Source organism: Candidatus Coatesbacteria bacterium, assembly GCA_014728225.1.
GTDB lineage: Bacteria > RBG-13-66-14 > RBG-13-66-14 > RBG-13-66-14 > RBG-13-66-14 > WJLX01.
This window is the reverse complement of record WJLX01000050.1, coordinates 40,867-67,632: the sequence shown is the minus strand read 5'-3', so window position 1 is coordinate 67,632 and position 26,766 is coordinate 40,867. Positions and strand designations below refer to the sequence as shown.

At 62.8% G+C, this 26,766-nt stretch carries 27 protein-coding genes; 11 read left to right on the top strand and 16 right to left on the bottom strand.

Annotation, left to right across the window (positions count from 1 at the left end; genetic code table 11):
- Positions 1-432 precede the first annotated feature (432 nt).
- The 14 genes from GF399_03930 to GF399_03865 all read right to left on the bottom strand — a co-directional run bounded on the left by GF399_03930 (position 433) and on the right by GF399_03865 (position 12,959).
- Entirely contained in the window at positions 433-1,275 is an 843-nt protein-coding gene (locus tag GF399_03930; GenBank protein MBD3399463.1) for a methyltransferase domain-containing protein, read from the bottom strand.
- A 33-nt stretch (positions 1,276-1,308) separates the two neighbouring features.
- Positions 1,309-1,992: a hypothetical protein gene (locus GF399_03925; GenBank protein MBD3399462.1), complete on the bottom strand. Its 684-nt coding sequence runs from the start codon at positions 1,990-1,992 to the stop codon at positions 1,309-1,311.
- A gap of 33 nt (positions 1,993-2,025) precedes the next feature.
- Entirely contained in the window at positions 2,026-2,586 is a 561-nt protein-coding gene (locus GF399_03920; protein MBD3399461.1) for a hypothetical protein, read from the bottom strand.
- A complete protein-coding gene (locus GF399_03915; protein MBD3399460.1) occupies positions 2,583-2,810 on the bottom strand; it encodes a hypothetical protein in 228 nt (75 codons plus the stop codon). The genes GF399_03920 and GF399_03915 overlap by 4 nt, the downstream gene beginning before the upstream one ends.
- Positions 2,811-2,820: 10 nt before the next feature.
- Entirely contained in the window at positions 2,821-3,801 is a 981-nt protein-coding gene (locus GF399_03910; protein ID MBD3399459.1) for a hypothetical protein, read from the bottom strand.
- Positions 3,801-4,436, bottom strand: coding sequence for a hypothetical protein (locus GF399_03905; GenBank protein MBD3399458.1), 636 nt, complete (start codon positions 4,434-4,436; stop codon positions 3,801-3,803). The genes GF399_03910 and GF399_03905 overlap by 1 nt, the downstream gene beginning before the upstream one ends.
- Positions 4,437-4,462: 26 nt before the next feature.
- Positions 4,463-5,611, bottom strand: a complete 1,149-nt coding sequence (locus GF399_03900; protein ID MBD3399457.1) for a hypothetical protein — start codon at positions 5,609-5,611, stop codon at positions 4,463-4,465.
- Between the two features lie 35 nt (positions 5,612-5,646).
- On the bottom strand, positions 5,647-6,012 hold the full coding sequence (locus GF399_03895; protein ID MBD3399456.1) for a hypothetical protein: 366 nt from the start codon (positions 6,010-6,012) through the stop codon (positions 5,647-5,649).
- A gap of 428 nt (positions 6,013-6,440) precedes the next feature.
- Positions 6,441-8,327 (bottom strand): T9SS type A sorting domain-containing protein, encoded by a 1,887-nt coding sequence (locus GF399_03890; protein MBD3399455.1) that lies wholly within the window; start codon positions 8,325-8,327, stop codon positions 6,441-6,443.
- Between the two features lie 110 nt (positions 8,328-8,437).
- Complete coding sequence (locus tag GF399_03885; GenBank protein MBD3399454.1) at positions 8,438-9,076, bottom strand: hypothetical protein; 639 nt, start codon at positions 9,074-9,076, stop codon at positions 8,438-8,440.
- Positions 9,077-9,160: 84 nt separating this feature from the next.
- On the bottom strand, positions 9,161-9,583 hold the full coding sequence (locus tag GF399_03880; GenBank protein MBD3399453.1) for a hypothetical protein: 423 nt from the start codon (positions 9,581-9,583) through the stop codon (positions 9,161-9,163).
- Between the two features lie 467 nt (positions 9,584-10,050).
- On the bottom strand, positions 10,051-11,382 hold the full coding sequence (locus GF399_03875; GenBank protein ID MBD3399452.1) for a GTPase: 1,332 nt from the start codon (positions 11,380-11,382) through the stop codon (positions 10,051-10,053).
- A gap of 432 nt (positions 11,383-11,814) precedes the next feature.
- Positions 11,815-12,414, bottom strand: a complete 600-nt coding sequence (locus tag GF399_03870) for a hypothetical protein (protein MBD3399451.1) — start codon at positions 12,412-12,414, stop codon at positions 11,815-11,817.
- A 248-nt stretch (positions 12,415-12,662) separates the two neighbouring features.
- Positions 12,663-12,959, bottom strand: coding sequence for a DUF3892 domain-containing protein (locus GF399_03865; protein MBD3399450.1), 297 nt, complete (start codon positions 12,957-12,959; stop codon positions 12,663-12,665).
- Positions 12,960-13,145: 186 nt separating this feature from the next.
- Here GF399_03865 and GF399_03860 point away from each other — a divergent pair, with 186 nt between their 5' ends.
- The 6 genes from GF399_03860 to GF399_03835 all read left to right on the top strand — a co-directional run bounded on the left by GF399_03860 (position 13,146) and on the right by GF399_03835 (position 19,648).
- Positions 13,146-13,937, top strand: coding sequence for an isoprenyl transferase (locus GF399_03860; protein ID MBD3399449.1), 792 nt, complete (start codon positions 13,146-13,148; stop codon positions 13,935-13,937).
- Positions 13,930-14,322 (top strand): hypothetical protein, encoded by a 393-nt coding sequence (locus tag GF399_03855; protein MBD3399448.1) that lies wholly within the window; start codon positions 13,930-13,932, stop codon positions 14,320-14,322. The genes GF399_03860 and GF399_03855 overlap by 8 nt, the downstream gene beginning before the upstream one ends.
- A gap of 194 nt (positions 14,323-14,516) precedes the next feature.
- Entirely contained in the window at positions 14,517-15,377 is an 861-nt protein-coding gene (locus GF399_03850) for a hypothetical protein (GenBank protein ID MBD3399447.1), read from the top strand.
- 49 nt (positions 15,378-15,426) lie between these two features.
- Positions 15,427-16,578 carry a 1-deoxy-D-xylulose-5-phosphate reductoisomerase gene (locus GF399_03845; GenBank protein MBD3399446.1) on the top strand — a complete coding sequence of 384 codons (1,152 nt, stop codon included), beginning with the start codon at positions 15,427-15,429 and terminating at the stop codon, positions 16,576-16,578.
- On the top strand, positions 16,575-17,903 hold the full coding sequence (gene rseP / locus GF399_03840) for an RIP metalloprotease RseP (protein ID MBD3399445.1): 1,329 nt from the start codon (positions 16,575-16,577) through the stop codon (positions 17,901-17,903). The genes GF399_03845 and rseP overlap by 4 nt, the downstream gene beginning before the upstream one ends.
- 374 nt (positions 17,904-18,277) lie before the next feature.
- Positions 18,278-19,648 carry a hypothetical protein gene (locus tag GF399_03835; GenBank protein ID MBD3399444.1) on the top strand — a complete coding sequence of 457 codons (1,371 nt, stop codon included), beginning with the start codon at positions 18,278-18,280 and terminating at the stop codon, positions 19,646-19,648.
- Positions 19,649-19,834: 186 nt separating this feature from the next.
- Here the strand turns inward: GF399_03835 and GF399_03830 are convergent, their stop codons facing one another.
- Positions 19,835-20,164, bottom strand: coding sequence for a hypothetical protein (locus GF399_03830; protein ID MBD3399443.1), 330 nt, complete (start codon positions 20,162-20,164; stop codon positions 19,835-19,837).
- A 739-nt stretch (positions 20,165-20,903) separates the two neighbouring features.
- Between GF399_03830 and GF399_03825 the strand changes: the two genes are divergently transcribed.
- From GF399_03825 to rpmB, 5 genes are all read left to right on the top strand, one after another.
- A complete protein-coding gene (locus GF399_03825; protein MBD3399442.1) occupies positions 20,904-21,971 on the top strand; it encodes a M20/M25/M40 family metallo-hydrolase in 1,068 nt (355 codons plus the stop codon).
- 9 nt (positions 21,972-21,980) lie between these two features.
- Positions 21,981-23,033: a M42 family peptidase gene (locus tag GF399_03820; protein ID MBD3399441.1), complete on the top strand. Its 1,053-nt coding sequence runs from the start codon at positions 21,981-21,983 to the stop codon at positions 23,031-23,033.
- A 30-nt stretch (positions 23,034-23,063) separates the two neighbouring features.
- A complete protein-coding gene (locus GF399_03815) occupies positions 23,064-24,062 on the top strand; it encodes a M20/M25/M40 family metallo-hydrolase (protein MBD3399440.1) in 999 nt (332 codons plus the stop codon).
- A 96-nt stretch (positions 24,063-24,158) separates the two neighbouring features.
- Positions 24,159-25,493 (top strand): MFS transporter, encoded by a 1,335-nt coding sequence (locus GF399_03810; GenBank protein ID MBD3399439.1) that lies wholly within the window; start codon positions 24,159-24,161, stop codon positions 25,491-25,493.
- Positions 25,494-25,622: 129 nt separating this feature from the next.
- A complete protein-coding gene (gene rpmB / locus GF399_03805; protein MBD3399438.1) occupies positions 25,623-25,817 on the top strand; it encodes a 50S ribosomal protein L28 in 195 nt (64 codons plus the stop codon).
- 375 nt (positions 25,818-26,192) lie between these two features.
- Here the strand turns inward: rpmB and GF399_03800 are convergent, their stop codons facing one another.
- A complete protein-coding gene (locus GF399_03800; GenBank protein ID MBD3399437.1) occupies positions 26,193-26,741 on the bottom strand; it encodes a DNA protection protein DPS in 549 nt (182 codons plus the stop codon).
- Between the last annotated feature and the right edge of the window lie 25 nt (positions 26,742-26,766).

Sequence of the window (26,766 nt, the reverse complement as noted above, 5' to 3'; positions counted from 1 at the left end):
CGATGGTCTCCTCGGCCGCGACGAGAGAAGCCGACAGCAGCACCACCACGACCAACAGCTTGATGAAACAGCGCATGACGCCTCTCCTTTGGCTTGAGCTTTACTATGACTGGACTATGGCTGGCAAGACGAATGCTCCGGCCCACCCGCGGAGATTAGCACAGCGGAAATCTATCGACAAGACTATTGTCGACGATAAAACCGCAACGACCGGCATCTTGGGCTCGACTTGTAAGCGAACTCGATCAATGAGAGTGAAGTCTGGAACCGCCAACAGTCCAGAATAAAGACAAATTGAGACCCCGGCTCGAAGGAGGGGGACTCATCCATAGTAGTCGCTTCAGGAAACAGTTGTCTCGGGTACCCGCCCGGATTGTGGGGGCCTATGGCATTAAGCGCGTATCATCAAACTTATATCATTATCACAGTTCGTCATTTACGCGCCCAAATCCAGAAGTCATCGGCCGCGGAGTCAAGTAGCTCAACTTTAAACCCTCCCTTTTCCGCCAGGTGGATAATCGTCAACTCATCGAAAAAGTTAATGTGCTCGCGATGGTCGGCGGGATTGAAGTGAATCCATTTAGAGATATGGCTCTGGCGAGAGCGCAGCGCTTTGGTGATATAGGGCATATAATTAAACCATAATCCACCTTGACGCAACAACTTAAACACCTTTGCGACGGTGGCAACCGGATCATATAGGTGTTCGAGCACATGGAACATGACGACGTAGTCGTAGCAGCCGTAATATGTACTCAATTCGAGCCTTTCGATAGATCCCCGTATGAGCGGCAGTTCAGCGACATGGGCAGCCATGGCCTTAGATAGTTCAAGTCCCTCGACATTGAAGCCCAACTCGTGCAGACGCTTGAGCATGCTACCCGTACCACATCCAATTTCGAGCAGGTCACCCCTGGGTCGGTCGGCAAAGAACTGTTCCGCGTAATGACGGTTTTGCTGTATCAGCGCCGGTTTGCAATAATGTTCCGCATACTCCTCATCATAAATACCGTCGAGCTCTTCCTCGTCCAGCAGTTCTACACCGAAGACGAGGCCGCAGCGACAACACTGGTGAAGTGGATAACCCTTGGCGGTCTTGAGCAACAATTCACTCATCTCGAGCCCGGCACCGCACAAGGGGCAAGCCTCACGCCTCATCATCGGTTCCTCCGTTGGGGTCCAGATATCGTATGATTTCATCTTCGGCCCGGACCGAGCCGTACAGCCAACGCGTAGCCAGGTTAGCCGGAACGGACAACCATCGATGATCCGCATTGACGAACCATCCTTGTTTCCGGGCTTCGATGATCATAGGTCGAACTCCACTCCCATGCGCAATACCGGCTTCTGCTCATCGAAAGAGTAATCAACGCCGAAGGTCAGCCACTTCCAGTCAAGATGGGCCCCAACAGCGGTTTCTGGATAACGCAGCGTGGCTCCCAGGGACCAGTCGCTATCCGGTTGTCTTCTTCTCAACCCGTGCACGTCGTCGATTATCAGCCAATCGGCCTCGGTTGCCACACCCACAATATCCTGATCATCCCAAACGATTTCCAGCTCGGCATGGCGTCGAAGCAGTTCGATATCGAAGGTCGGCGGTGGATAACTGAAGCGTGCCCGCCAGTGATCACCGGCGGCTGTCCAGCTGCCACTGAATGCGGCCGGTGGTTCGGTTTCTCCTTCAGGTTCAGCTGGGACGGCGGTGTAAGACATTGGCACGGTGCCGACCTCGACTTGGACCAAACGCTCGATCTCAGCCCGGCGTTTGTTCAGGGATCGACGAAGCTCTATATTATCTACCTGAAGATTCATGATATTGTCTATGACAGTCGTCAGACGACTTTTAGCGCGTAAAGCGTCGACAACCAGGGCGCCGTTGCGTGCCTGGGCCTCCAGGGCTGTGGCGCGCCAGTGAAACACCAGCAGCAGCAAGACCCCGATCAGAGCCAGAAACACGCTGCCTAACAGCCAAAGTTTGGTCTTTTGTGTCATCTCAAGACGACTCGTCTGGTCTCGACCTCATGACTACGAGGCCACCAGATCGGCCAGCGCCTTCCAGTTGAAATTGGGCCCCGGGTCGGGCTTTCCCGGGTTGACGGCGCTGTGGCCAATGCAGAAACCATCACCGCGGAAGATACCGTGCCAGTAGGCACGCTCTCGGTATCCAGCAGGATCGCCGTCCGGGTACGCGAAGCACAGATGCTGCGTGTCGTACAGCCAAGCCAGCAAACGGCTGAGCACGTCATATTGTTCGGTCGTGAAAGTGTAACCGTCACTAGAGGTAGCCACAAGCTCGCAGCCCACGCTCCAACGGTTGGGATTGTCTTCGCCCCAGGATCGGCCGGCGTGATATGCGACGTGGCCGATCCGGCACAGTTGAACGACACGTCCATCGCGAGCGATCAAATAGTGGCAACTAACCGGAATTGCGTCGGGCCGCGTCAGCCAGGCCAAGGAACCCTCAAAGCCGCCGGCGGTGTAATGGATGACAACCCCTTTGATTCGACGCTTGGGATCGAAATGGGCGTCTCGGGTGGGCACGACCCGGATATCGAGGTCCCTTGGCCCTTCGGGATTCCAGCTCATTCTTGTTCACCGCCTACGCGGCTGATGCGACTGCGTTTTTCCAGGCCCCTGGCCGTGACAAAGGCGGCGACGGCCGTACCTAGAGCCCCCCAGCCCCAGTTGAGCACGTCGGGCGGCAGCCATTCAAGGGCCGTGGCCACCGCGCAGCCGATGAACACCCCAACCAGCATGGCCACCGAGGTCAACCGGGTACCCCACTCGATCTCGAAACGTAAACCGCTCACTTGACCGCTCCTAACTGTTGGATCCGCCGTCCTCGACGCGGATGAAGATATTAGCGAACGAACTGGAATCAAGCTTGAACTCCAGCCTGCCGCTGGGGTTGACACGGATATATGCCGTGTCGCCGCTGATTGATCCCAAGCTGTACGAGGTCGACACATTCGACAGGTTGATCAGCGAGGTGATTTCGTTTATGGTGGCCATCGGTTGATGAGCCATATAGACCAGGACGATCCGGTCAAGCCAATCCTTGGTGTCCGTGCTCCATAGCTCGCTGTAGGTTGTATCCAGATCGGTCAGAATCCGACGCACCCCTTCGAACTTGTCGTGCTCCAGAGAGAAGTCCTTGACATTGTCGCTGACGAAGTCTTCGTTCACGTACGGACCAGCGTACAGGTTGCGCACATCGGTGATGCTGCTGCTGTCGATCTGAGTGACTCCTGCACCCACTTCAACCTCGGCAAGCTTGAGCCAGTTATCGCTGATCGGATTGGACGAATCGTCGAGAATCGGCGCCGATCCGCCCAGTTCACCCTCGAAGATATGGATTTCGCAATCGTCGAGCAGACGAGTGTAGACCGAGGAACTATCGATGATCTCGTTCTCCGGATCCCAGAAGAAACGCTCTTCGGGTTCGGCCGCCGTTGTCATACGGCGAATACAGACCAGGTCGACACGGGCGCTGGAGGCATCGGCCTCACTGATGGCGGCGGTGGTGTCAGCGGTCAGCCGGACGGGTTTGGAGGTCGCCGGATCTATCCCGACGGCCCAGCCCGTGGTGTCAGTGCCGATGATCGCATCGTCATCCACTTTGACCTTGACGGCCATCGCGGGGGGGATGGTGGTCGCAACCTCAAAGCCCTTGATTACGACGTCAGTCTCGCTGAAGTACTCCCGCAGCACACGACAGAACTCATTTTCCACTAGATCGAAAATAGAGGTGGCGTCTGCCAGCGTCAGCTCCTGTCGGTCGGTAAAGTTGATCTTGTCCATCAGAGTATCTCCATTTCGAAGGTTGTTCCTGCCATCCGCAGGCGGTCGACCAGCCACCAGATCAACCACAGCGGCGTCGAGTAATCGGCCCGTTCGTCGTCAAATAGATAGCATTCCCCGAGGAAAGCCTGTTTGGTATGGGTTGGACTGATATACGTTTTCGTGCGATGGATATAGGGAGCATATTGCTTCAGACAGAGCATCGGCGGTCGGACGCGGACTCGGAAGCTCAATCCCATCGTGGCTCTAGAACAGAGCCAGTTCTTCGGACCTCCCAGAAAACTGCGCTCGGCGTCGAGGAAAAGGTGATCACGTATCCATTCCACAATGATCGCCTGCTTGACCAGCAGATCAGCGAGTGCTTCCTCGACGCCCAAGCGGGTGCCCTGATGACGCCCGAAAACTATCCGCAACACCCGCTGTCTCAACCAATGATCATTCTCAGCGTGGCGGCGCTGAATACCCAGGGAATGGGCGATCCTACTCAGATACCAGTCAGAGGAACGGCCGAAGGTCGGCAGATAAACCTGCTCGTCGATGCGTTCAGCAACCTCCAGCAACCGGTCGACTCTAGCCTCAATGAAGCCGCCGGTGAGAGGATCGTCGACGTCGAGTTCCAGCGGCAACTCACCCAACAATCGCTCTCGTATCTGCTCCCTGTTCACGACGACTCACCCCCCGCGCGATCGATGTTGGTAAAGGTCACGTCCCCGGGCAGGGCGACACATCCGATGTTGATTTCTTCAATAGCTTCACTATCATTGAATTGAATTTCCTTAACGCCCGGCACCTGCATTGCATGCTGGACGGCCTTGGCCTTGCTGACATTCTGCGAGGGTGCCAAGCTCCTGATATAGCGTTGCAGAGCGACTGAGACGTCATTCTTGATCTTGTTGTTGCTGTAACCCTGCTTGATCGTAAGTCTTTCAATCGTCAAGTCCACGGCTACAGGAGTTGCGTGCTTGACGGTTAGGGTGGTGCCAATACCACGGTAATCGTCGACCAACACCTCACGGACCCGGATTTCCAATGCCTCGTCAGCTGTTTGATCTGTACCGTTCCAAATAAACAGGACGTTATTACCCTTGAGTTCGGTGACAGTCTCCTCGTTGCTCGTAACGTTCTCTGCCAACTGGGCGTTGTAGACACCGGGCACCAGCAGGGCTCGGCCCTCGACGGCGGTCTTGGTCGTCTTGCCCATCGAGGCCAACCAGGCGCGGAAGAGGCGTCTGTACTCACTATCGGACCAATCGTCGTGCCCACCGCTGGTCGGTGAGGGATTCGTCACCTTGACCGCCCAGCTCTCGTTATTTAGAATACGTGTAATCGTATTAGCATTAACATTGCCGCGGGATCCGGGTTCCACAGCCGTAATGTCGACATCTGTTGTGGAGGTGTCCCCGTAGGTGTAATCAACGTCGTAATCGGTTTCGAAGACCACATTCGAAGTGTAATTAAAGCTGCCCAACCCCAGCTTGGTACCCTTGGGGATGGTGATCGTCGTACCGACGATCGTATCGCTGCTTAGGGAAGGTGTAGAAATAGTGACTACGCCGTGCGCTTTGGCCGGTGCAGGCCTTGAAAAGCCGTAACCGGTTAGCAGTACGTCCAGATCGTCGCCTTTCGCGGTGTCGATCATGCAGCGATTGAGCTGCTTTTCAGCCTGGTAGAGCAGGTCCGCCGCGACGTCGCGATCGCCTTCGGCCAGCCCAAGCATGACCTCGCCCGGAGTGTAATCGTCTAGTTGGGGACAACGGGCCCTGTAGTATTCGATAATTCGTGTTAGCAGTTCACTGTCGGTATATAGCATTCCTGCCGTCCTTTCTTCTACCGCCCGTGAAGCATCTAGACGAGCATAATCTCCATCTGCTGTTCGCTTAGATCATGGGGAATGAAAACGATGTTGATAAACCAACTGCGGTTGCCGAGACGTTTGATGGTTAGGTCCATGACTTCGCGTACAGCAGGATCTCCGCCCACAAGCCGACGCAACTCGTCGGTCCAGGCGACCATAGTCTCACGGTCTGTCGGAGCGGAGAGACGCTCCAGCAACGGATTGCCCCAATCGGGATGAGATTCCAGCTCTCCCCGCCGGGCCCGCAGCATACGGGCGATCCGCGCCCGGACCAGCGTCATTGCGTCATAGCAAGCCAGTCCACCCTGGGCCGACGGCATCAACCTGCCGTTTGTTAGAGCGATTCCCTTTCCCATTCCCCTGCTCCTTAACTTCCCGTAAAAACCTGTATCACAGGCTTCGGTTGTGAAACACACTTTGGCAGAGCTGTGTCTTTCTTGCCTTTCACCGAGCAGCTTATCAGTATCCCTCGTCGCCATGGGCGCACCTGTCGCTATTGTCACTTTTTATTCTCGACGGTGATGCCTGTTACCCGTCTCGGGTTATCGCAAAACCGTTCCGGTATATCGACAGATCCCACGTCAAAGGAAAGAGTTCCTGCTGTGTCGATACCAGCGTGAACACAATCGCACCCCAAGTCGGGTGATCGAAATTGCGTGTTCCTGTTCAGCGCTTCCCGGCGGCCAGTAATAGCTGAGAGAGCTCAATGTTGTTTAACGATCGGCATAACAAAACCGGGATCGAGAGGATCCCGGTTTTATCAAGAGTCTGCGACCCCTGGTCGCTAGCGGGCCACGATCAAGCGGCGGTTCTGAACCTCGCCTGCGACGGTCAACCGCAGGAGATAGAGGCCTTCGGACAGTGACGAGGTCTGCAAGGTGAAATCGTGTCGCCCGGGAGCCAGCACACCGCAATGGATTACTTGGATCCGGCGACCGGCCAGATCGTATAGGACCAGTTCGGCTAGGCTGGCGCTGGACAGCTCGACCTCGACCACGCAAGCCGTATCGCAGGGGCAGGGATGCGGCAGGTCCAGCGCGGACCGGTTCGCGGTACCGGCATCGTAGAAAACCTCGACGGGGCCCAGGAGGAGGAGTTCGCCGTCGGGCGTTTGCAGGCGCACCGTGTAGCGGTGGGTCCGGCCGGGGGCGGCGTCGCGGTCCAGCCAGGCGCTCGAGGTCAGGCCGGCGGCCACAACGGCGCCGTCGCGCAGGACCGTCGCCCGGCCGCCGACCGCCGAGGTCCAGTCGAGCAGGACGCCGTCCTCGAGGCCCTCGGCGCTCAGGACGCCGTCACCGACGCCGACAAGGGGGTCCAACTCGGCGGCGTAGACGTCGCCGCCGGAGCCCATCTCGTTGACGTGGACGGTCTTGCCCGCCGAGGTCAGCAGCAGGCCGTCGGCGGAGAGCTCAACGTGCTCGCAGGAACCGAGGTGATCGAGGCCGTAGTAGGGCTCCGTCGGGTTCTCGTTGTCGAAGACCAGCACCTCGTCATGAGTCTGGTCGGCGTTGCCCCAGGTTCCGAAAGCGATCAACCGGCCGTCGGCGGAGAGGCTGCAGCTGACGGGACGGTCCTGATATTCGCTGTCGGTACCCCGCGGGGTGGCGTACTCCCAATCGGGTTGGCCGTCGCCGGCCACCTGATGGTGGGTGAAGAAGCACTGCAGCATGTTATACATGTCGAACTCCCACCAGCCGACGGCCAGCTCGGCGTTATCGTCGCTGAAGGCCATGGTGCCGACATAATGGGTGGGGCTGCCGGGGTGTTGGTACTGCCAGAGCTGCTGGTATTCGCCGGCACCGGCGTTCCACTCCACCACGGTCAACGGGGCGTTGGCGTAGCCCATCAGCGAGGCGTCGGTGCTGACGGCCCAGCCCTCGTTGCTGCCCGCACTCCAGGAGGCGACCGTGGCGGCGGTGGCGACGTCGACGCGGTAGAAGGTTGTTCCGGCACGCAGCACGACGACGGAGCCGTCGTCGCTCAACCGGACCTTGGAGGGTCCGAAAGCGTTGCCGGTGTCCTCCCAGACGCCCAGGGGCGTGGAGGAGTCGGGACCGAAGAAGAGCACCGCCGGATGGCCGTCATGCTTGACCCCCACGGCCAGCAGAGAGCCATCGGGGGTGCAGTCCAGCCGCAGATCATTGCTCCACATGTTCTCGGTGGTGTAACCGGCGGCGGAGGCGTCGTAGGTCCACAGCGGACCGGCGGTCTGCGAGTCGAAGCGGTAAATGCGGAACAAGCTGGTGTCGAAGTTGTTGTACCAGACGCCGTAGAAGATGTCGGCGCTCTCGGCGCCGACGGGAGCGAAGCCGCCGCGGTGACCCTCGGAGCCCTCCTCGTACCACTCCCAGACGGGCTGCCCGTCGCCCAGGGTGGCGAACAGCTTGAAGCCCAGGAACCAGCCGCCCGAGAGGACGTGGTCGTAATCGTTTCCGAAGGCGCAGGTGTTGCGCTGCCCGCCGCCGCCGTCGGGGATGTGGTAGTGCCAGAGAACATCGCCGTCGAGGGGTCGACCGCTCCATTGGTCGTTGACGCCGGGCGAGGTCAGGCTCGTGGTGTCCCAGTATTCGATCAGGCCGCCGCCGTCGTCGAGGTGGATCTGACTGGCACCCTGATCAGCCAGGCCGGGCATGACGGACAGGCAGCAGATGACGATGATGCTAGCGCGCATGGGTTTTCCTTTCTTCGATCAAGCGGAAACGTAAGCGGCGGCGGCCTTAGCTGTCACATAGAAGGCCGGAGGTTACGGCCGGTTCGTCTGGATCCGCAGCGGGTTTTCCGTTAGACCTCGTCTTCCAGTTCCGGCTCCGCTACGGCCTTGTCGATGAAGGACTTCAGCCCGAGATGGAGCAGGGGCAGACCGCCCAGCACGGCCATCACCCCGCCGCTGATCGACAGCAGCCCCAGGGTGGTCCAGTGGGCCAGGGCCTGGAAGAAGAAGCACAGGGCCAGTCCGGCGTAACCCGCGGCGCGGATATGGCTGCCGCGCTTCCAGTAGATCAGGGCTAAGCTGCCGACGAGGACCAGCCACAGCAGGTAGAAGAAGCCGATCAGGGCGCCGCCCTCACCAAATAACGAGCCCAGACCGACGAAGCCGTAACCGAACCAGAACAGACCCACGGCGAGGAAGGCCGTCGCCTCGCGGGTACTGCCGCGGAAGTAGCATAAGATGCCGATCAGCACCTGGGCCAGGCCGCCCATGTTCAACCCGATGGGCAACAACGATTCCAGTCCGCCGTAGGTCTGGAACAGGTTCGTCAGGTAGAGACCGAGCATCAGGGTACTCATGCCCAGGGCGATGGTGCCCAGGGGGATCAGGTTGCCGCGCTTGATCATTGATGACCTCCCGTGTGTTGTAGGTTGAGTATCAAGTATACAACATTCGACCCCGTCGGCGTAATCGACAACCCGGCGACCCATGGGCCGCCGGATTGTCCCAACGTTAATATGCGGTTTGTCGACTGTTAACAGTCCTTCGCGAGCCCGGTCTGCCGCTGGTCGAGCCTACCGAGCTTGAGGGTTCAAGCGGTCCTTGGGTTCGAAGGAGTCGTCGCCGCGCTCCGGGTTCAAGCGGTCCTTGGGCTCCCAGCGCGGGGGCTCGTAGGGAGCGATACCGTAGAGCGGGTTGACGGCCTCGGACGGGTTCTGTTCCAGGCTGTCCAGGGCTGAGCCGCCGGTCGGGTTGACTCGATTCTTGACATCGTCGGGTCCGACGTAGCCGTCCGGGTTCAGGGCGTTCATGGGCAGACCGTTGGGCGGTAGGGGTTCAGTTTTGTTCCCCGGGTCGTAACGGGGAATGAGGATCTCGCCGGGCCCCAGATCGGGGATGATGCCCTCGCGGGGCGAATTGGGACTGTCACTGATCTGGGCCGCGCCCAGGGAGGCCAGCAGCAGGACGAACAGGGAGATGTAGGCGAGCTTCTTCATCGTAACTCCTTAAGTTATGGGGCCTAACGTCGTTTGATCAACCGATCGCGCTTTTGTTGAGACCCCTTCTCATCTGCATCACCTACATTAATAGCCGCTGTTGTTGTCGATTAATGTGACGGCAATCACATTGTGGCTTATTTTTCGAGTTTTTTGGTCGGGTATCTTCCCGGGTGTGCTCACGGCGCTCTGAGCGGGCTTCCCCGGCTCGCTCTCTTCTGCCGAGGGTGCGCGACCTGTTTCAAGCATGAAAAACGGGGACGGTCCGGGCGGACCGTCCCCTCGCGCGGGAAGTACCGTATTCGACGAAGGGCAACGTACTATGGCCCTTCACTCGAAACGGGGGCGGGGATCATCAGACAGACTCCCCGTCGTCAACGAAGGGCTGAAGGCCTGCTCAACATGACCCTTCGTCCAAGAAGGACGGTGATCACAAGACCGCTTCACCGGCCCTCAACGAGCGGTTGCTACATGAAACCCTTCTGCGACAGGACGTCGGCCAGGTCGGGATGGCCGATCTCCTGCAGCTCGTACTTGACCCGGCTGGTCGGGCAGTTGATCTCGACGATGCGGTTGAGATCGATCGGGGTGCCGATGACCACGCTGTCGATGGCGCCGTCGGCGACCATGGCGTTGATGGTCTTCTCCAGGTCCTTGATCTGCTGGGAGCCGTAGCCCATGGCGGGCAGCAGGACGCCGATCTCCGGGTACTTCTCGAAGGTCTCGGCGATGCTGTCTACAGCCCAGCGGCGCGGGTCGACCAGGCTGCCGGCGCCGAACTTCTCGGCGGCGGCCACGGCGGCGCCGAAGGTCATCTCGCCGTGGGTCAGCGTCGGACCGTCCTCGATGCACAGCACGCGCTTGCCGGTGATGTTCTCCGGGCTCTCGACGGTCAGCGGGCTGGCGGCCTCGATGACCACGGCCTCGGGGTTGACGCAGCGGATGTTCTCGCGCAGGTAGGCCAGCTCGTCGGGATCGACGGCGCCGAGCTTGTTGACGACGATCACGTCGGCCATCCGCAGGTTGGTCTCGCCGGGGTAGTAGGCCAGCTCGTGACCGGCGCGGAAGGGATCGACGACGACGATGTGCAGGTCGCTCTTGTAGAAGGGAGTATCGTTGTTGCCGCCGTCCCAGAGGATGATGTCGGCCTCCTGCTCGGCCTCGGCCAGGATGGCGCCGTAGTCGACCCCGGCGTAGATGACGTTGCCGGCGGCGATGTGGGGCTCGTACTCCTCCATCTCCTCGATGGTGCAGTTGTGCTTGTCGAGATCGGCCAACTCGGCGAAGCGCTGGACCTTCTGCTTGACCAGATCGCCGTAGGGCATGGGGTGGCGGATGGCGACGACCTGCTTGTCGGCCTTGAGCAGGGTGTCGATGACCTTGCGCGAGGTCTGGCTCTTGCCGCAGCCGGTGCGCACGGCGCAGACGCTGATCAGCGGCTTGCCCGCTTCGATGGTCACCGCGGGACCGCCCAGCAGGGCGAAGTTGGCTCCGGCGGCGTTGACGATCGAGGCCTTGTGCATGACGTACTCGTGGGGCACGTCGGAGTAGGAGAAGACCACGGTGTGGATGTCGTTCTTCTCGATCAGGTTGACCAGCTCGCACTCGTCGTAGATCGGTACGCCGTTGGGGTAGAGCTCACCGGCCAGCTCGGCGGGGTACTTGCGCCCGTCGATGTCGGGGATCTGGGTGGCGGTGAAGGCCACGACCTCGAATTCCTTGTTGTTGCGGAAGTAGGTGTTGAAGTTATGGAAGTCGCGACCGGCGGCTCCCATGATCAGGACCTTTTTCTTCTCCATCGTTGTTTCTCCAGCGTTTGGGCCGTGCGGCCCGTGGTTGTTTTTTTGGCTCTGCAAACCGTCCGGCCGGGGGCCGGTTGGGTAAAGGGAGACCCCGTCAGGGGCCTATGCTGAAACGGGAGGTTCGGAGTCGGAGAAAAGGACGAGCAGGCGCAGGCGGCGGAAGGCCTGGCCGTGGGGGGTGCGGGCGTTGTGGTGGAAGGTGCGGAACATCGCCCGGATTCTTCTCCTCGCGGGATCGGGTTTTTAGTTGTTTTATCCGCTCAGATTGTAACGTTCCCCGCTGGGGAAGTCAAAAGGCCGCTGGAAGGTGCGCAAGGTAAGTAAAACCCGGGCCGCGAGGGCCCGGGTTGGAAATCAACAAAGAACGTCAAAGAACGTCAAAGAACATCAAAGAACTACAAAGAACTTCGGCAAGCGCGCCGAACGAACCTAATAGATGAACGTATCCAGCACGTCGTCGTCGTCGGCGTCCAGGATGACCATGGCCACGGGCTGGTAGTCGGTATTGAGGTAAACCACCCAGCAGATGTTGTCGGCGGCGGTGAACTCGCCGAGGCCGTCGTACTCTACCATCAGGGTCCGGCTGTCGAAGGTCGTTCCGGAAACGGCGTCGTCGGCCTTGGCGACCCAGTCGGCGGCGCTGCGGTACTCGGGGATCGCCGTCCAGAAGGGATCGAAGTCGCCGGCCTCGACCCACTCGGCGCCGTGGGAACCGTCGGGGAAGACCGTTACCTGATAGACCTGGTCCTGAGAGCCGTCGACGTCGCCGAAGATGAAGGTCCACGTGCCCATCTGATCGTCGAGCTCGCCGTCGCCGTCGATGTAGCCGCCGAGGATGATCAACAGGTCTTCGACCTCGCTGACGCCGTCGGCGATATCGAAGGCCCAGCCCAGCTCGCCGGGATCGTCGCCACCGTCGCCGCCGCCGTCACCACCACCGTCGCCGTCGCCGTCTGTCGCACTGTCACAGCCCGTCAGAACGAAGGTCAGCAGCAGGATGGAAAGGAATAGCACCAGTAAACGTTTCATCATCGACCTCCTCGGGTCCGGTTGGGTAAACAAGTCACTGTCACGCGTTCGCTGAACTCCGGCTCGCCGGTGACGGCAGGATCGACGTCGCCGACGACCATTCAACGGGGGCGGGTGTTCGGTTTCATCGCTCTGGATTTCGCAGCAAGTTCGTAAGGGTCAATTACACCAGTATAGCCCCTCAGTCGCACAATGACAAACCGCAGCGCGCGGGCTGCGGTTTAATCAGACCTTGAACCGGCCGGGGGTCAGCACTCGGGCAACTCGCCGAGATTGTCACGCTTTGTCCGGTTAGCGTCCGTTCTCAGATACAGATTACCCCCGACGGTGATGACATTGACCTTGGCACCCTTGCGCCACCTCCCCGCCGTTCTGACGATGGTGCAGAAGGAGTACATTGCCTTAATCCTGCCAACAATCCAAGACCTCGAACGGATGACCTTGCTTCCCAACGATCCATGCAGGTTCTCATGCACCCCGGCGCTACTGATGTGTCCGCTGCTGTATGAGCAGCAGGAGATGTAGTAATCGTATCCAGATCCCATTTACAGCCTCCTGACGTCTCGGTTGTAACAACAATCTCCAATATCAATATGTTTGACTTATTTGTCGACAGGCGATAGTCATCAATCCCGCCCACCCCGCCTTGACAGCCCCCGGGGGCGGGGCTATACTGCCAAAGCCCCCGCCAACCCCACCCGGCGCACCCGGAACGGACAAACCCCCGCCCCATGCCGCTACGGAAAAAACACAGCTTCGACCCCCACGCCGAGAAGCCGGAGGTGCCGAGCTTCGCCAGGCTGCCGCGCCACCTGGCGATCATCATGGACGGCAACGGCCGCTGGGCGGCCAAGCGTAAACGGCCCCGGGTCTTCGGCCACCGCCGGGGGATGGAGCGGGCCAAGGACATCGTCCGCGCCTGCGGCGACCTGCTGCTGGAGTCGCTGACACTCTACGCCTTCAGCCTGGACAACTGGAACCGGCCGAAGAGCGAAGTCAACACGCTAATGCGGCTCTTAGTAAAATTTCTGAAGAGTGAGCTGGAGGAGATGATGGACTCCAACATCCGCTTCCGGGTGTTGGGACGGCGGGAGCTGCTGCCGGAGTTCGTCATGGACGCGGTGCGCGAGGACGAGATCACCACGGCGGCCAACAGCGGGCTGAACCTCAACCTGGCGGTCAGCTACGGCGGCCGGGCCGAGATCTGCGACGCCGTCAACGCCCTGCGCCGCGACATGGCCGACGGGGTGATCGACGAGCAGCCGATAACCGAGGGGCTGATCGAACGCCGCCTCTACACGGCTGGGCAACCCAACGTCGATCTGCTGGTGCGCACCTCGGGGGAGCTGCGGGTGTCGGACTTCCTGCTCTGGCAGATCGCCTACGCCGAGATCTATGTAACGGAAGCCTACTGGCCCGACTTCTCCCGCGAGGAGCTCTACAAGGCCCTGGCGGCCTACGCCGGGCGGGAGCGGCGCTTCGGCCGTCTGGGCGATCAACTGCAGGGGGAGGATGATGGATAGCGCGCGGCTGAAACGGATAATCACCATCCTGCTGGTGACCTGCGCCGGCGCCGTGCTGGTCTACCTGTTGACCGACGCCGGCGACGGCTACGCCGGGGCCACGCTGACGGTGATCAACCAGAGCCGGGAGACCGTCGAGGACCTGACCGCCCACCTCGAGGAGGGGCACGAGTTCACCCTGGGCGAGCTGACCGACGGCGGACGCACCGCAGTCGACCTCGAGGGCGTCGAGGGCGAGAGCCTGGTCTGGATCAGCTACCGCCGCCCCGACGGCTCATGCGTCGAATCCCGGGGCGAGTACATCGAGGATTCGTCGGCCTACCAGGTGACGATGGTCGTCCAGCCCGACGGCGCGGTGCTCGTCGAACTCGACCTGGGCTATTGAGCCCCGCGGCTCGAGGTGGCCTTTTCCCTTCACACCTCGGGAATGCTATCATGGACCCCGCCGGGGTCCTTGCCTATGTCCGCCGCGCTGTGGCAGTTAGCTCAAATGCCGTACCGGTTGCAGCGCCGCGGCGCGGTAGACGTTGACGAGCAAGCCGAGCGGCTCTGTGCGCCCCAGAGGTTATCGACGAAGCGATGGTTGAGACGGACAACAAGCGGCGGAGCGGGATCAAGCTGCTGCTGCGGGGCATCTTCGGCCTGTTGTGGGCCGGGGTCTTCGTGGCGGCGGCCTGGTGGGGCGCCTGGTGGCCCTGGCTGGGCCTGCTGATCGCCTTGGCCGTGCTGTCTGTCAACGAGTACGCCGGGCTGCTGCCCGTGCCCTGGCGGCCGTACCGGGGGGCCGCCGTCGTTGGCGCCGTGCTGATCATCGGCGGCGCCTGGGCCCGGGACCTCGGCGGGTTGGCCCTGGGCACCCTGGGGGCGCTGATCGTCACCACCCCAGTGGTGCTGCTGGTCAAGCCCGCGGCGGGCGGCCGGCCCCTGGGAACCAGCCTGGCCGCCCTCCACGTAGGCTTAGGACTGGGCGCCGCCTTTCTGCTCGGCCGCGGGGTGTCCGGCGGACAGCGGCTGTTGCTCTTCCTGGCCGCCCTCTGGACGGCGGACACCGCCGCCTACATCTTCGGCAAACTCCTGGGCCGGCGCAAGCTGACCCCGGAGCTGAGCCCCAAGAAGACCGTCGCCGGGTTGATCTTTGGTTTGTTCTTCGCCGCCGGCGCCGCCTGGGCCCTCGACCGCTGGCTGCTCGACACCGCCCTGGGCGACGGCGTGGCTATCGGTTTCGGCCTCGTCGTCGCCGCCTTCGCCCTGGTCGGCGACCTGCTGATCTCGGCCCTCAAGCGCCGCGCCGGTCTCGACGATACCGGCAGGCTGATACCCGGCCACGGCGGCGTCCTCGACCGCCTGGACAGCTTCCTCGTCGCCGCCCCCGCGACCCTGCTCTACCTCGCCGCCGTCGAACAGGTGGTCATCTTCCTCTACCGCGTGGGCTTCGATTAAGCGCTCGATATCTCATGATAATCTACAACACCTGAACGGAAGGAAACGGATGCGCTCCCTGGCGATCCTCGGCTCGACGGGCTCGATCGGCACCAACACCCTGCGCGTGGCCCGGGAGCTGGAGCTGCCCGTGGTCGGCGTCGGCGCCCTGGACGAGGTCGACGAGGTCCTGGCCCAGATCGAGGAATTCCGGCCGCTGCTGGCCGCGCTCTACGATGTCGAGGCCGCCGAGCGGCTGCGGCTGAAGCTGCGCGAGCTCGATGCGCCGACGGAGGTCGCCGCCGGACCCCGGGGGCTGCTGGACCTGGCCGAACTGGAGGGCGCCGACACCTTCGTCGCCGCCAGCTCCGGTTCCGTGGGACTCGAGGCCGTCCACGCCGCCATGGCCGCCGGCAAGGACATCGCCCTGGCCAACAAGGAAGTCCTCGTCGCCGCCGGTAAGCTGTTCACCACGGCCGCGGCGGAATTCAACGTCCGACTACTGCCCGTCGACTCCGAGCACTCGGCCATCTGGCAGTGCCTGGGCGAACGCGGTGTCGGTGATGTCGAGCGACTGATCCTGACCGCCTCGGGCGGGCCCTTCCGCGAACGCGAAAAGCTGGGTGACGTCACCCCGGGCGAAGCCCTCGAGCATCCCAACTGGTCGATGGGCGCCAAGATCACCATCGACTCCGCCACCCTATTCAATAAAGGCCTGGAGCTGATCGAGGCCCACTGGCTCTTCGACGTCGAGCGTGTCGACGTCGTCGTCCATCCTCAGAGCGTGGTCCACAGCCTGGTCGAGTACGTCGACGGCTCCGTCGTCGCCCAGCTCGGCGCCCCGGACATGCTGTTGCCGATCCAGTACGCGCTGACGTCTCCGCAGCGCCGGCCCGGCCCCGCTCCGAAGCTCGACCTGTCAATGGTCGGCCGGCTGGACTTCGAACCCCCCGACGAGGTGCGCTTCCCCTGCCTGGGCCTGGCCCGGCGGGCCTGGGAGGCCGGCGGCCTGGCCCCCGCCCATATCTCTGCGGCCGACGAGGTCGCCGTGGCCGCCTTCCTCGAAGGCCGCCTGCCCTTCACCGGGATCCCGGTCATCCTGGAACGGGTGCTGGACGAACTCGGCGCCCCGGATTACCGTTCCCTCGACGAGGTCCGCACGGCCCTGGATCGCGGCCGAGCGACCGCCCGCCGTCTGCTGACCGAACTCGACAACCGCTGACGAGGTCGCCCGTGGAAACCATCTTCGAGTCGATCATCTACTTCCTGCTGGCCTTCTTCCCCGTGGTGCTGTTCCACGAGGCCGGTCACATGTGGGTCGCCCGCGCCCTGGGCATCGGCGTCGACACCTACAGCGTCGGTTTCGGCAAGCGGCTCTTCGGCCTCCAGCGCGGCAACACCGACTACCGGCTCTCCCTGGTCCCCCTGGGAGGCTACGTCCGCCTGGCCGGCGACAACATCCAGGACCCCCTGCAGTCCGAACCCCACCACCTGCTCAGCCACCCCCGCTCCCACCGCCTGCTGGTCTACCTGGCCGGGCCCGTCGCCAACCTCGTTCTGGCCCTGTTTATCTTCAGCGTCGTCAACTGGATCGGCTACGAAGAGGTCTACTATGAGCCAGTCATCGGCCAGGTCGTCGCCGAGCTACCCGAGGGCCAAAGCTCACCGGCCGCCCTGGCCGGTCTCGAACCCGGCGATCGCGTCCTGGCCGTCGAGGACGAACCCGTGGCGAGCTGGAAAGAGTTCACCGAACAGGTGATGATGCACTCCGGCGGCTCCTTCAGCATGACCGTCGAGCGCGGCGGCCAGCACCGCGAACTCCAACTGACTCCCTACACCAACCCCGAACTGGGATACGGCCAGATCGGCGTCGCCCCGCACATCGAGACCACGATCGCCGAAACCGGGGAGTACGCCCGGGAACTGGGCTTCCGCGAGGGCCAGCGCATCTCCGCCGTCGACGGCGTCGGCGTCACCACCCTGCAAGACTTCCGCGCCGAGTTGGCCGCCGCCGTCGACAACGACGCCGAGACCGTGCTGTTGCGTATCCATGAAAACGGTGAGGCCTTCAACCTGCAGATCGAAACCCGGGTGCTGGCCGAAGAAGCCCTGTTCATCCTCGGCGGCCGGGTGCGCGAGATCCACCCCGGACCCTTCGACGGCCTGGCCCTCGCCGCCGGCGAAACCTACGGTCAACTCCAGAGCACCTACCGCGGCATCTCCCTGCTGCTGACCAACCGACTGCCCGTCAAGCAGAACCTGGGCTCGATCCTGACCATCGCCTACGCCTCGGGCCGGATCGCCCAACAAGGCATCTCCGCCTTCCTGCGCTTTGTCGCCACCCTATCCGTCCTCTTGGCCATCTTCAACCTGCTGCCCGTCTTCCCCCTCGACGGCGGCCACCTGACCCTGCTCATCGGCGAGATGATCCGCCGACGCCCCACACCGCCCGCCGTCCAGCGCGGCTTCGCCTACCTCGGCATCCTGCTGATCGGCGGCCTGTTCATCCTCGCCGTCTACTCCGACATCAGTCGGCTGTTCTTCTAAACCTCGCGGGACGTTGACGAACCGGCGGCGGGAGGCCGCTGAAAACCCGCCAACCCCCGAAAAACCACGACCCCCGGCCGGAACTGGCACGGTTTTTGCGGAGGCCGACCGTTATCATCGTCATTAACGGTCGCCGAGATGCAAAAACCGTGCCAGTTCCGGCCGGGGGTCTGCGGCGGCCGCAGACCTCGGTATCGCTATCAACGGCCTCCCGCCGCCGTCGAGGCGTTTGTGGTTTTGGTCAAGCCACCTGACAACGGCACCGAGTTGGGCTAAAATGGTAGTAAGCATCCACCACGGCAACCAGCGGCTGCGCCGACCCGGGTGGTAGAGCTCCCGAGCCGGGTCCCGCAGGTTTAACGGAGGTTTATGCCATGCACAGGCGTTTCGTTTACACGGCATTGGTGTTGGTTTTGGCCCTCGGGACGCTGAGTCCCCTGGCGGCCCAGCGCTCGACGGGGCTGGTGTTCGCCGAGGAGGACCGCTACCGTTCGATCCCCCTGGCCAGTCCGCCGTTGATGGGCGAGGTGCCCTCGTCGGCCGACCTGCGACGTTACTTCCCCTCCCCGGGCGATCAGGGCGAGCAGTCCTCCTGTGTCGGCTGGGCGGCGGCTTACGGCGTCAAGACTTATCAGGAGGGGGTGGAGCGCGGCTGGAACATCGAGGACGACGATCACCGGTTCTCACCGGCCTATGTCTATAACCAGATCGCCTATCCTCCGGGCAACCGGATGGGCGGCGCCAGCTATATCGACGCCTTCAACGTCCTGACCGAGCAGGGTGCCCTGCCGTTGTCGGAGTTCGGTTACAACCAGTGGGACTGCTCGACCATGCCGACGCACAACGAGCGCAGCCGGGCCAACCCCTACCGCATCGCCACCTGGCGGCGGGTCAACGTGATGGACACCGTCGAGATGAAGGCTCAGATCTCCAGCGGTTTCCCGGTGATGCTGGGCATCATGGTCGACAACGCCTTGGAATACCTGGGACCCGGCGAGATTTACTCCAGCTACTCGGGCTATTCGACGGGGGGCCACGCCGTGGTGGCCATCGGTTACGATGATGCCCGCGGGGCCTTCAAGATCTTCAATTCCTGGGGCACGGGCTGGGGCGACAACGGCTGCGGCTGGATCTCCTACGAGGCGATGAAGCAGATCGTCGTCGAGGGCTATGTCTGCCAGGACCTGATCATCAGCGTTCCCGACGACGTGACCTACGACGGTCCCGACGAGATCGAGTACGATCCCTACGACGACGGCAAGGGCCCCTACCAGGTGGAGGACAGCCCGGAGGCTGATCCCACGGACTACTACGTCGATTCCTACGATCCGGACATCTACGCCCCCGCCGATTACCCCTACGCCGAAGTCGACACCACCTGGGTCGAGTACGACGTCGAGACCCCGGACGGTTTCGGCATGGTCGTCTATCTCGACGGCGAGCTCTCCAACTGCTACGGCGGCGTGGGCCAGGTAGTGCTGCAGTTCACCTTCGCCAACGGCCAGCCGCTGTACGCCAACTCCCAATACTACGCCGACATTTACGGCCAGGTGGCCGTCTACACCGAGCAGTTCATCGTCGAGGGCAACGACATCTACTTCGAGGACCTGGCGCTCTATATTCCCTACTGGGCTTTGAACATGGCGCCGGGCTTCCACAACCTGGCGGTGACGCCGATCGTCTACGTCAACAACTATAACGTGGGCACCGGCGAGCCGCTGTACTTCGACCTGACCCAGTATTGAGTCCGGCGGACGAGCGCCGGGTTCAAAGACGAGGAGCGCCGCGGGGCGCTCCTTTACTGGCCGGTCGAATCGAGCCGCAACCTGTTAATACGAGTCCATCGTCTTGACAGCAGGCCCCTTGACAGCAGGCCCCTTGACAGCAGGCCCCCGTTGAAGCGGGGGCCTGCAACCAACACTTGTTCTCGCTTAACCGGCGATGTACTTGTCGTACCAGTCCTCGAAGTCCTCCTCGCTGACGACGTAGCGCGGTCCCTTACGGCGGTGGCGCAGGCCTTCCTGGCCCTCTGTCTCGGCGGCCAGGTGCAGGTGCTTCATCACGACCTGGTAGGAGATGCCCAGGTTCTCGGCGATGCCCCGCGGGGTGAGGTAGTACTTCTCGTCGGGGGCCTCGAGCTCCTGCTTCTTTTCGTCGGGGACATCGAACTTGTTGAGGAACTTGGATTCTTTGGCCGAGCGGTTCTCCCGAGCCTGACGGGCCTTCTTGCGGGCCTTGACCAGTTTGTCTTGAGGCGTCATGATCGATCCTTCCTGTTGGTAGGCAAATCTTTACTTATCCGCTTAAACAGTTGGTTTAAACCGTAGAGTTTGATAGTTGGGGCTTGAACTCGACTTTACACTTATAACATATTATCGAACAGTTTTGCAATTATATTTTTGGATTTCATCATTTTGCTAGCCTATACCAATTCAATGCTGCATATGAAGCTAGACAGGATGAGCGTCCCTGCGTATAAATCACCGCAAGCAGGTTTGACGTTCTCAAGGTAACCGGCCTACTGATAGTTATCGGTGCACGCGAAAGTCCAACATGAAACCGACATACATTAATAAACAAGCGAACGAGTCCCCTTTTCCAACGAAAACCATGATCCACAGTCCCAGCAATCCAACCGAACCTGCGGATACGACCTAATAACTGGATCGCGCCAAGCGGGAACGGTAATCACACGTTGACGAAACTTCGAGCCATCATCCACCCATCACCCGTTGGCGGCGATAGCATCGATCAACCGATGCATCAGCGTTGTTATCGCCATTGCAGGCCTCTGCGCGGAAACCGACGCCATCGTTTGCAAGCTCACCAACGGTGCGCCGGCCATCTGTTCCAGGGCGTCCATCGGGAATGCGTGCGCCGTACCTCGGATGGCCCGTTGGCAGTGGTAGCGTGCGTCGGGGCCCGCCACACCCTCTCCCTTGACCCGGAGGCCGTCGATGGCCTAAACTTAGACCCCTTTGACAATCGCGACAAGACGGCTTGAAAGGTGGAACAGACTTGGATGAGCTGCTGGAACGCCTGACCGGCGTCGCCGGTCTCACCGGCACCGAAGGCCCCGCCGCCGAGGTGGTCCGCGAACTCTGGGAGCCCCTGGTCGATGAGTTGACCACGGACCGCGTGGGCAACGTCATCGGAGTCAAGCGCGGCGACGGTCCCGACGGCGAGCGGCTCAAGCTGGCCGCCGTGGCCCATCTGGACCAGATCGGCCTGGAGGTCTACCGTATCGAGACCGGCGGCTTTCTGCGCCTGCAGATGGTCGGCGGCGTAGATAAACGCATCCTGCCGGGGCAGGTCCTGACCGTCCACGGCAGCGAGACCCTGCGTGGCGTCGTCGGCGCCACCCCGCCCCACCTGCAGTCCCCGGATGAGCGCAAGCAGGTCGTGGGCTGGGATGACCTTTTCCTCGATCTCGGCCTCCCCGAAGCCGAGGTTCGGGACAAGGTCGCCGTCGGCGATCCGGTCAGCTTTCCCAGCGACTACACCAGGCTGGACGGCGCCGTCCGCGCCGTGGCCGCCTGCGACGACCGCAGCGCCGTGGCCGCGGTGACCTGGGCCCTGCGGCTGGCCCAACGCCGTCGCCACTTCCACGACCTCGTCGCTGTAGCCGGCGTCCAGGAGGAGTGGACGGGGCTGGGGGCCGCCGGTTTCACCTACGCCAACCGCCCCGACGCCGTGCTGGTCATCGATGTCGACCAGGGCCGCCACGAGGGGGTGCCGGAGAAGGACTCCATCGAGCTGGGCCAGGGGGTGGCCGTCACCTTCGGCCTCAACAACCATCCCAAGCTGGTCGAGGCGCTGGAGCGCGCCGCCGGGGAGAGCGGCGTCACCAAGCAGAAGATCTTCTGGCACAGCCCCTACGGCACCGACGGCTCGACGATCGAGGTCAGCGCCGGGGGCGTGCCGACGGCCAACCTGGGCATCCCCCTGCGCTACATGCACTCCACCGTCGAGACGGTCAACCTCGACGACATCAAGGCCGTCGGCCGGCTGATCATCGCCGCCGCCGACAGCCGCGACCTGCCGGTCTTCCGACCGGTCGACTGGTAGGGGGTAAGGATGCTGCTGGAGAAACTGAGCAACGTTCACGGCACCTCGGGTTACGAGGACGAGGTCCGCGAGCTGCTGCTGGCGGAGCTGGAGGGCGCGCTGACCGATCACCGGGTCGACGCCCTGGGCAATCTGCTGTGCAAGGTCGGCGATCCGGCGGCTTTCGCCGGACCGCGGCTGTTGCTCTCGGCTCACATGGACGAGGTCGGGATGTGCGTCACCGAGCTCACCTCCTCGGGAGCGCTCAAGTTCGAGAAGCTGGGCGGCATCGACGATCGGGTGCTGGCCTCGAAGCGTGTCGTCGTCGGCCGGGGCGACAAGCGCATCCCCGGCGTGGTGGGCCTCAAGAGCCCCCACCTGCACAAGAGCCGCGAGGAGTTCAACAAGATCATCAAGCACGACGCCCTGTTCATCGACGTCGGTTGCTCGAAGAAGGACGAGGCCGAGAAGCTGGTCAACGTCGGTGATCCGATCCACTTCGACACCCGTTTCTTCGCCCAGAACGGACGCTACTTCGGCAAGTGCTTCGACGACCGGGCGGGCTGCGCCGTGATCGCCGAACTGCTCAAGAGCCATCCCGACGGCGTCGACGGCACCCCCTTCTTCGGGGCCTTCACCACCCAGGAGGAGATCGGCGTCCGCGGCGGCCGCGTGGCCGGTTACACCCTGCGGCCCGACGTGTTCATCGCCTGCGAGGGCACGACGGCCGGCGACGTGCCCGGCGACTGGCGCGGCCGCGACGAGCCGCCCTCGACGGAGCTGGGCGCCGGTCCGGCCCTTTCGATCCTCGACCGCTCCCACATCGCCGACCGGGCCTGGCTGGACTTCGTCCGCGGCGTGGCCGAGGACGAGGGGATCCCCTACCAGTACAAGCGCTCGATCACCGGCGGAACGGAATCCTCCGTGGTTCAGCGCGCCCGCGCCGGTACCCGGGTGCTGACCGTTTCCCTGCCGGTGCGTTACATCCATTCACCCGTGGGCATCGCCGACGAGAACGACTATCAGAATATGCTCCGCCTGCTCGGCGCCGTCATCCGCCGCCTGGGCGAGTTCAAGGCCTAACCCGGAGCTCCGAGGAGGTCCAAGACCGCCATGCAAGACACCATCCGCACCCTCTGTCAAGCCTTCGGCCCCTCGGGCTCCGAGCGCCCCGTGCTGGAGAAGATCGCCGAAATGGTCAAGCCCCACGTCGACGAGCTACGCTACGACGTGATGGGTAACCTGATCTGCCGGGTGGGCTCCGGCGGCCGCCGGTTGATGTTCGCCGCCCACGCCGACGAGATCGGCCTGGCCTGCCATTACGTCGATGAAGCCGGCTTCCTGCGCGTCACCCCTCTGGGCGGCGTCTACCACCAGCATCTGGTGGGACGCCGGGTCGAGTTCGCCGACGGCACCGTCGGGGTCATCGGCCTCGAGGGCCGGGGCGTGGAAGCCGGCAAGCACGGCTGGCAGCACCTGTTCGTCGATATCGGCGCCCCGGATCGCGCCGCCGCCGCGAAACGGGTGGATATCGGCGACGCCGCCTGCTTCACCCGGCCGACGGTCTTCCAGGGCGACGTCGTCGTCTCCAAGGCCCTCGACGACCGCCTGGGCTGCGCCGCCCTCGTCGAGACCCTGCGCAAGCTCGACGGCGCGGCGCCCAACGAATGCCACTTCGTCTTCACCGTCCAGGAGGAGGTCGGAGTCCGCGGGGCGCGCACCAGCGCCTACGGCATCGATCCCGAGGTGGCCTACGCCGTCGATGTGACCATGTCCGGCGACACACCGCTGTGCAAACCGATGCCCTGCGAGCTGGGCAAGGGGGTGGCGCTGAAGATGATGGACGGCGGCACGGTGATCCCGACCAGCATCCGCAAGCTGATGATCGCCACCTGCGAGGAGCTCGGCCTGCCCTACCAGCGCGAGGTTCTGCGCGGCGGCACCACCGACGCCTTCGGCATCCAGTTCACCAAGGGCGGCGTGCCCGTCGGCGCGGTCAGCATCCCCACCCGCTATGTCCATCAGCCCAGCGAGACGGCCCATCTGGAAGATTACCGGGGCGCCGTCGAGCTGCTGACCGGCCTGGCCAAGGCCGACCACGGCGGCATCTAGAGCGATTTCGCGGCACTGCGCCGGGGACCCGGTCGGGTCCCCGCTTCTACGCCGCAGCGCCGAGCGGGTTCGTAAGGCCGTCATGAGGAACCGACGATGACCCTGGGACGAGACAGCCGCGGCGGCAAAGGACTGCGCAACATCAGCGTGGGGCGCAACTACCTGCTGCTGATCGTCTCGATCTTCGCCGCCGAGCTGGGCTACGGCATCGTCATCCCGGCCATCCAGCTCCACGCCACCAACAACCTCGGCGCCTCGGTGGGACTGGTCGGCGTGGCCATCGCCGCCTTCTCCTTCTCCAACACCTTCCTCAAGATCTTCGGCGGTTCGCTGGCCGATCGTTTCGGCCGCCGGTTGATGATCATCCTCGGCCTGCTGGTCTCGATGGCCAGCCCGCTGCTGTTGTCCCTGATCGGCGTAGGCTCCCTGGTCTGGCTCTACATCCCCATCCGCGCCGCCGACGGCGCCGGCAACTCCGTCATCTGGCCCGCGGCCAACGCCATGGTGGCCGACATGATGTCCCGGGGCCGGCGCGACGCCGCCCTGGGCATTCTCAACCTGGCCTTCGCCGTGGGCACCGGCGTCGGCCCGGCCATCGGCCTGTACCTGATGGACTGGTTCGGCGGGGTGGCCGGGGGCGGGGCGCGCTGGACCTTCTACTCGGCCAGCATGCTGATCGGCGCCACGGCCCTGCTGTGCTTGCTGTTCCTGCAGGAGACCCTGCGCCGGCCGCGCAAGTCCAAGCGCCGGGCGGCGGCCCGAGCCGCCGAGCATCCCTTCCTGGACTGGCTGCGTGAACTCGGCGGCGCGCTGAAGGAGCTCTACACCAACGGTCGCCTGCTGGCCCTCTCCATCCAGGGCTTCATCAACATGTTCATCGTCGGCATCAACACCTCGGTGCTGGTGCTGTTCATCAACAACGACGTCGGCTTTACCGAATCCGAGTCCGGCTTCGGCTTCCTGGTGCTCTCGATCGCCACGGTGATCGTCGTCTACCCGGCGGGACGCTTCGCCGAGCGCATCGGGCGCAAGTACCTGATGATCACCGGGATGCTGCTGATCTGCGCCGGACTGGTGACCATCCCTTTCATCACTATCATCGGCTCCTACTACGTGATGATGGCCGTTGTCGGGGTGGGCATCGCCCTGGTGCTGCCGAGCTGGATGAGCCTGATTCTCGAGCAGCTCCCGGCGCGTAACCGGGCCACGGTGCTGGGCGGTGTCGGGACGATCACCAGCTTCGGCCTGGTGGTGGGACCGATCGCCGCCACGGCGCTCTACGAGTCCGCCGGACCGGTCTGGCCCTTCTTCATCGCCGCCGCCTTCATCGGCGCCAACGCGATCTTCATCGCCTACCTCTTCCGCGACTACCACGAGCGCCACCAGCGCCGCAAAACCGAGCACCGCCTGCCCTACTACGTCGAGCAGTGACGAACGCTTGACACGCCCCGGCCGGCGTGCTAAACTTCGCCCCCGTCGCTCAAGACGACGCAAAACGACGGCCAAGGCGTCACTAAACAGTACAACAGCCAGTCCAACAGCACAGCCCGGAGCACCGCCATGAGCAACCGCTGCGCGATCTGCGGCAAACAGTCCTCGACCGGCCACAACGTCAGCCATTCCATCCGGCGGACCAAGCGGGTCTTCAAGCCCAACCTGTTCAAGGTGCGCGCCGTCGTCGACGGCCGGACCCGGCGGATCCGCGTCTGTTCGAGCTGCATCCGTGCCGGGAAGGTCGTCAAACCGGCGGGCTAGGGTCGTTTTCAATTATTCTACGGGCGCCACCGGGCGTCCGTTTTTCTTTGGTTCATTTCATTGGTCGGCTGTTCAGCGGTCGACGGTACGCCGGTGGTCGGCCTGACGCAGCACAGCAAAGGTATGGAGGTTGCAGTCCGTCCTTGTCGTTGAGGCGGTTTGCCTTTCCGGCCGACTCGAACGCAGTGAGGGCGGGGTACACCGCACCGGCGGGGCCTGGGGTCTAAGCACCCAGAGCGCCGCCGGTATTCAGCGGGCGACTGAGGACAGGCGTCCCGGCGGGTTTTCGCCGTCGTCGCTGATCAACGGGCCGACCAGCAGGGGCCGACCGGCCGGTCGGCCCCTGCTCTTCTTGACTGTGGGTAACGCTGCCGCCTACCTTAGAAACTTGGAGACGAAAGGCGAGCTTTCACCCCGGCGCATGAAGTGGCCCGACGGTCCCTCCCCCAAAAACTCGGAGAACCAGGATTCGTGCTCGATCTCTTCATTTAAGATGGCCAGGGCGAGGTCGTGGGTGCGGTGATCCTTGCCGGCCGTCATGCTGCAGATTTCCGTATAGCCTCGGACGGCGCAGCGTTCAGCCTCGACGAGCACCTTGAGGATGGCTTTGGCGTCCGGCGTCTCGGGCAGGCTTGCCGGGGGACAGGCGGAGATGTCGTGGAACTCCTTCAGGCAATCGGGGAGCTTGCCTCCCAGCTCGTAGATCCGTGGTATCAGCGCCTCGAAGTGGTTGCGGTCCTCGATGCGGGCGACTTCGGTAATCTCTTTGAGTGTCTCGCCGTCCAGACCGATGAGGTTGGCGCGCAGGATGGTGTAATAGTAGTAGGTCGTAAGCTCGGCGGCTGCGTTCTTCACCAACAGCTTCAGCAGCTTGTCCACGTCCACCCCGGCTTTTTCGACCATCTCTCTGGCGACCCTGGCCATCTTCTGCTCCTATCTGTTGGGTTTT

Bases quoted from the DNA above. Each gene is read 5' to 3' on its own strand.
- GF399_03930 (MBD3399463.1), bottom strand. From the start codon at position 1,275: ATGCGGATCATCGATGGTTGTCCGTTCCGGCTAACCTGGCTACGCGTT.
- GF399_03925 (MBD3399462.1), bottom strand. From the start codon at position 1,992: ATGACACAAAAGACCAAACTTTGGCTGTTAGGCAGCGTGTTTCTGGCT.
- GF399_03920 (MBD3399461.1), bottom strand. From the start codon at position 2,586: ATGAGCTGGAATCCCGAAGGGCCAAGGGACCTCGATATCCGGGTCGTG.
- GF399_03910 (MBD3399459.1), bottom strand. From the start codon at position 3,801: ATGGACAAGATCAACTTTACCGACCGACAGGAGCTGACGCTGGCAGAC.
- GF399_03900 (MBD3399457.1), bottom strand. From the start codon at position 5,611: ATGCTATATACCGACAGTGAACTGCTAACACGAATTATCGAATACTAC.
- GF399_03895 (MBD3399456.1), bottom strand. From the start codon at position 6,012: ATGGGAAAGGGAATCGCTCTAACAAACGGCAGGTTGATGCCGTCGGCC.
- GF399_03890 (MBD3399455.1), bottom strand. From the start codon at position 8,327: ATGCGCGCTAGCATCATCGTCATCTGCTGCCTGTCCGTCATGCCCGGC.
- GF399_03885 (MBD3399454.1), bottom strand. From the start codon at position 9,076: ATGGGTCGCCGGGTTGTCGATTACGCCGACGGGGTCGAATGTTGTATA.
- GF399_03880 (MBD3399453.1), bottom strand. From the start codon at position 9,583: ATGAAGAAGCTCGCCTACATCTCCCTGTTCGTCCTGCTGCTGGCCTCC.
- GF399_03875 (MBD3399452.1), bottom strand. From the start codon at position 11,382: ATGGAGAAGAAAAAGGTCCTGATCATGGGAGCCGCCGGTCGCGACTTC.
- GF399_03870 (MBD3399451.1), bottom strand. From the start codon at position 12,414: ATGAAACGTTTACTGGTGCTATTCCTTTCCATCCTGCTGCTGACCTTC.
- GF399_03865 (MBD3399450.1), bottom strand. From the start codon at position 12,959: ATGGGATCTGGATACGATTACTACATCTCCTGCTGCTCATACAGCAGC.
- GF399_03860 (MBD3399449.1), top strand. From the start codon at position 13,146: ATGCCGCTACGGAAAAAACACAGCTTCGACCCCCACGCCGAGAAGCCG.
- GF399_03855 (MBD3399448.1), top strand. From the start codon at position 13,930: ATGGATAGCGCGCGGCTGAAACGGATAATCACCATCCTGCTGGTGACC.
- GF399_03850 (MBD3399447.1), top strand. From the start codon at position 14,517: ATGGTTGAGACGGACAACAAGCGGCGGAGCGGGATCAAGCTGCTGCTG.
- GF399_03845 (MBD3399446.1), top strand. From the start codon at position 15,427: ATGCGCTCCCTGGCGATCCTCGGCTCGACGGGCTCGATCGGCACCAAC.
- GF399_03835 (MBD3399444.1), top strand. From the start codon at position 18,278: ATGCACAGGCGTTTCGTTTACACGGCATTGGTGTTGGTTTTGGCCCTC.
- GF399_03830 (MBD3399443.1), bottom strand. From the start codon at position 20,164: ATGACGCCTCAAGACAAACTGGTCAAGGCCCGCAAGAAGGCCCGTCAG.
- GF399_03820 (MBD3399441.1), top strand. From the start codon at position 21,981: ATGCTGCTGGAGAAACTGAGCAACGTTCACGGCACCTCGGGTTACGAG.
- GF399_03815 (MBD3399440.1), top strand. From the start codon at position 23,064: ATGCAAGACACCATCCGCACCCTCTGTCAAGCCTTCGGCCCCTCGGGC.
- GF399_03810 (MBD3399439.1), top strand. From the start codon at position 24,159: ATGACCCTGGGACGAGACAGCCGCGGCGGCAAAGGACTGCGCAACATC.
- rpmB (MBD3399438.1), top strand. From the start codon at position 25,623: ATGAGCAACCGCTGCGCGATCTGCGGCAAACAGTCCTCGACCGGCCAC.
- GF399_03800 (MBD3399437.1), bottom strand. From the start codon at position 26,741: ATGGCCAGGGTCGCCAGAGAGATGGTCGAAAAAGCCGGGGTGGACGTG.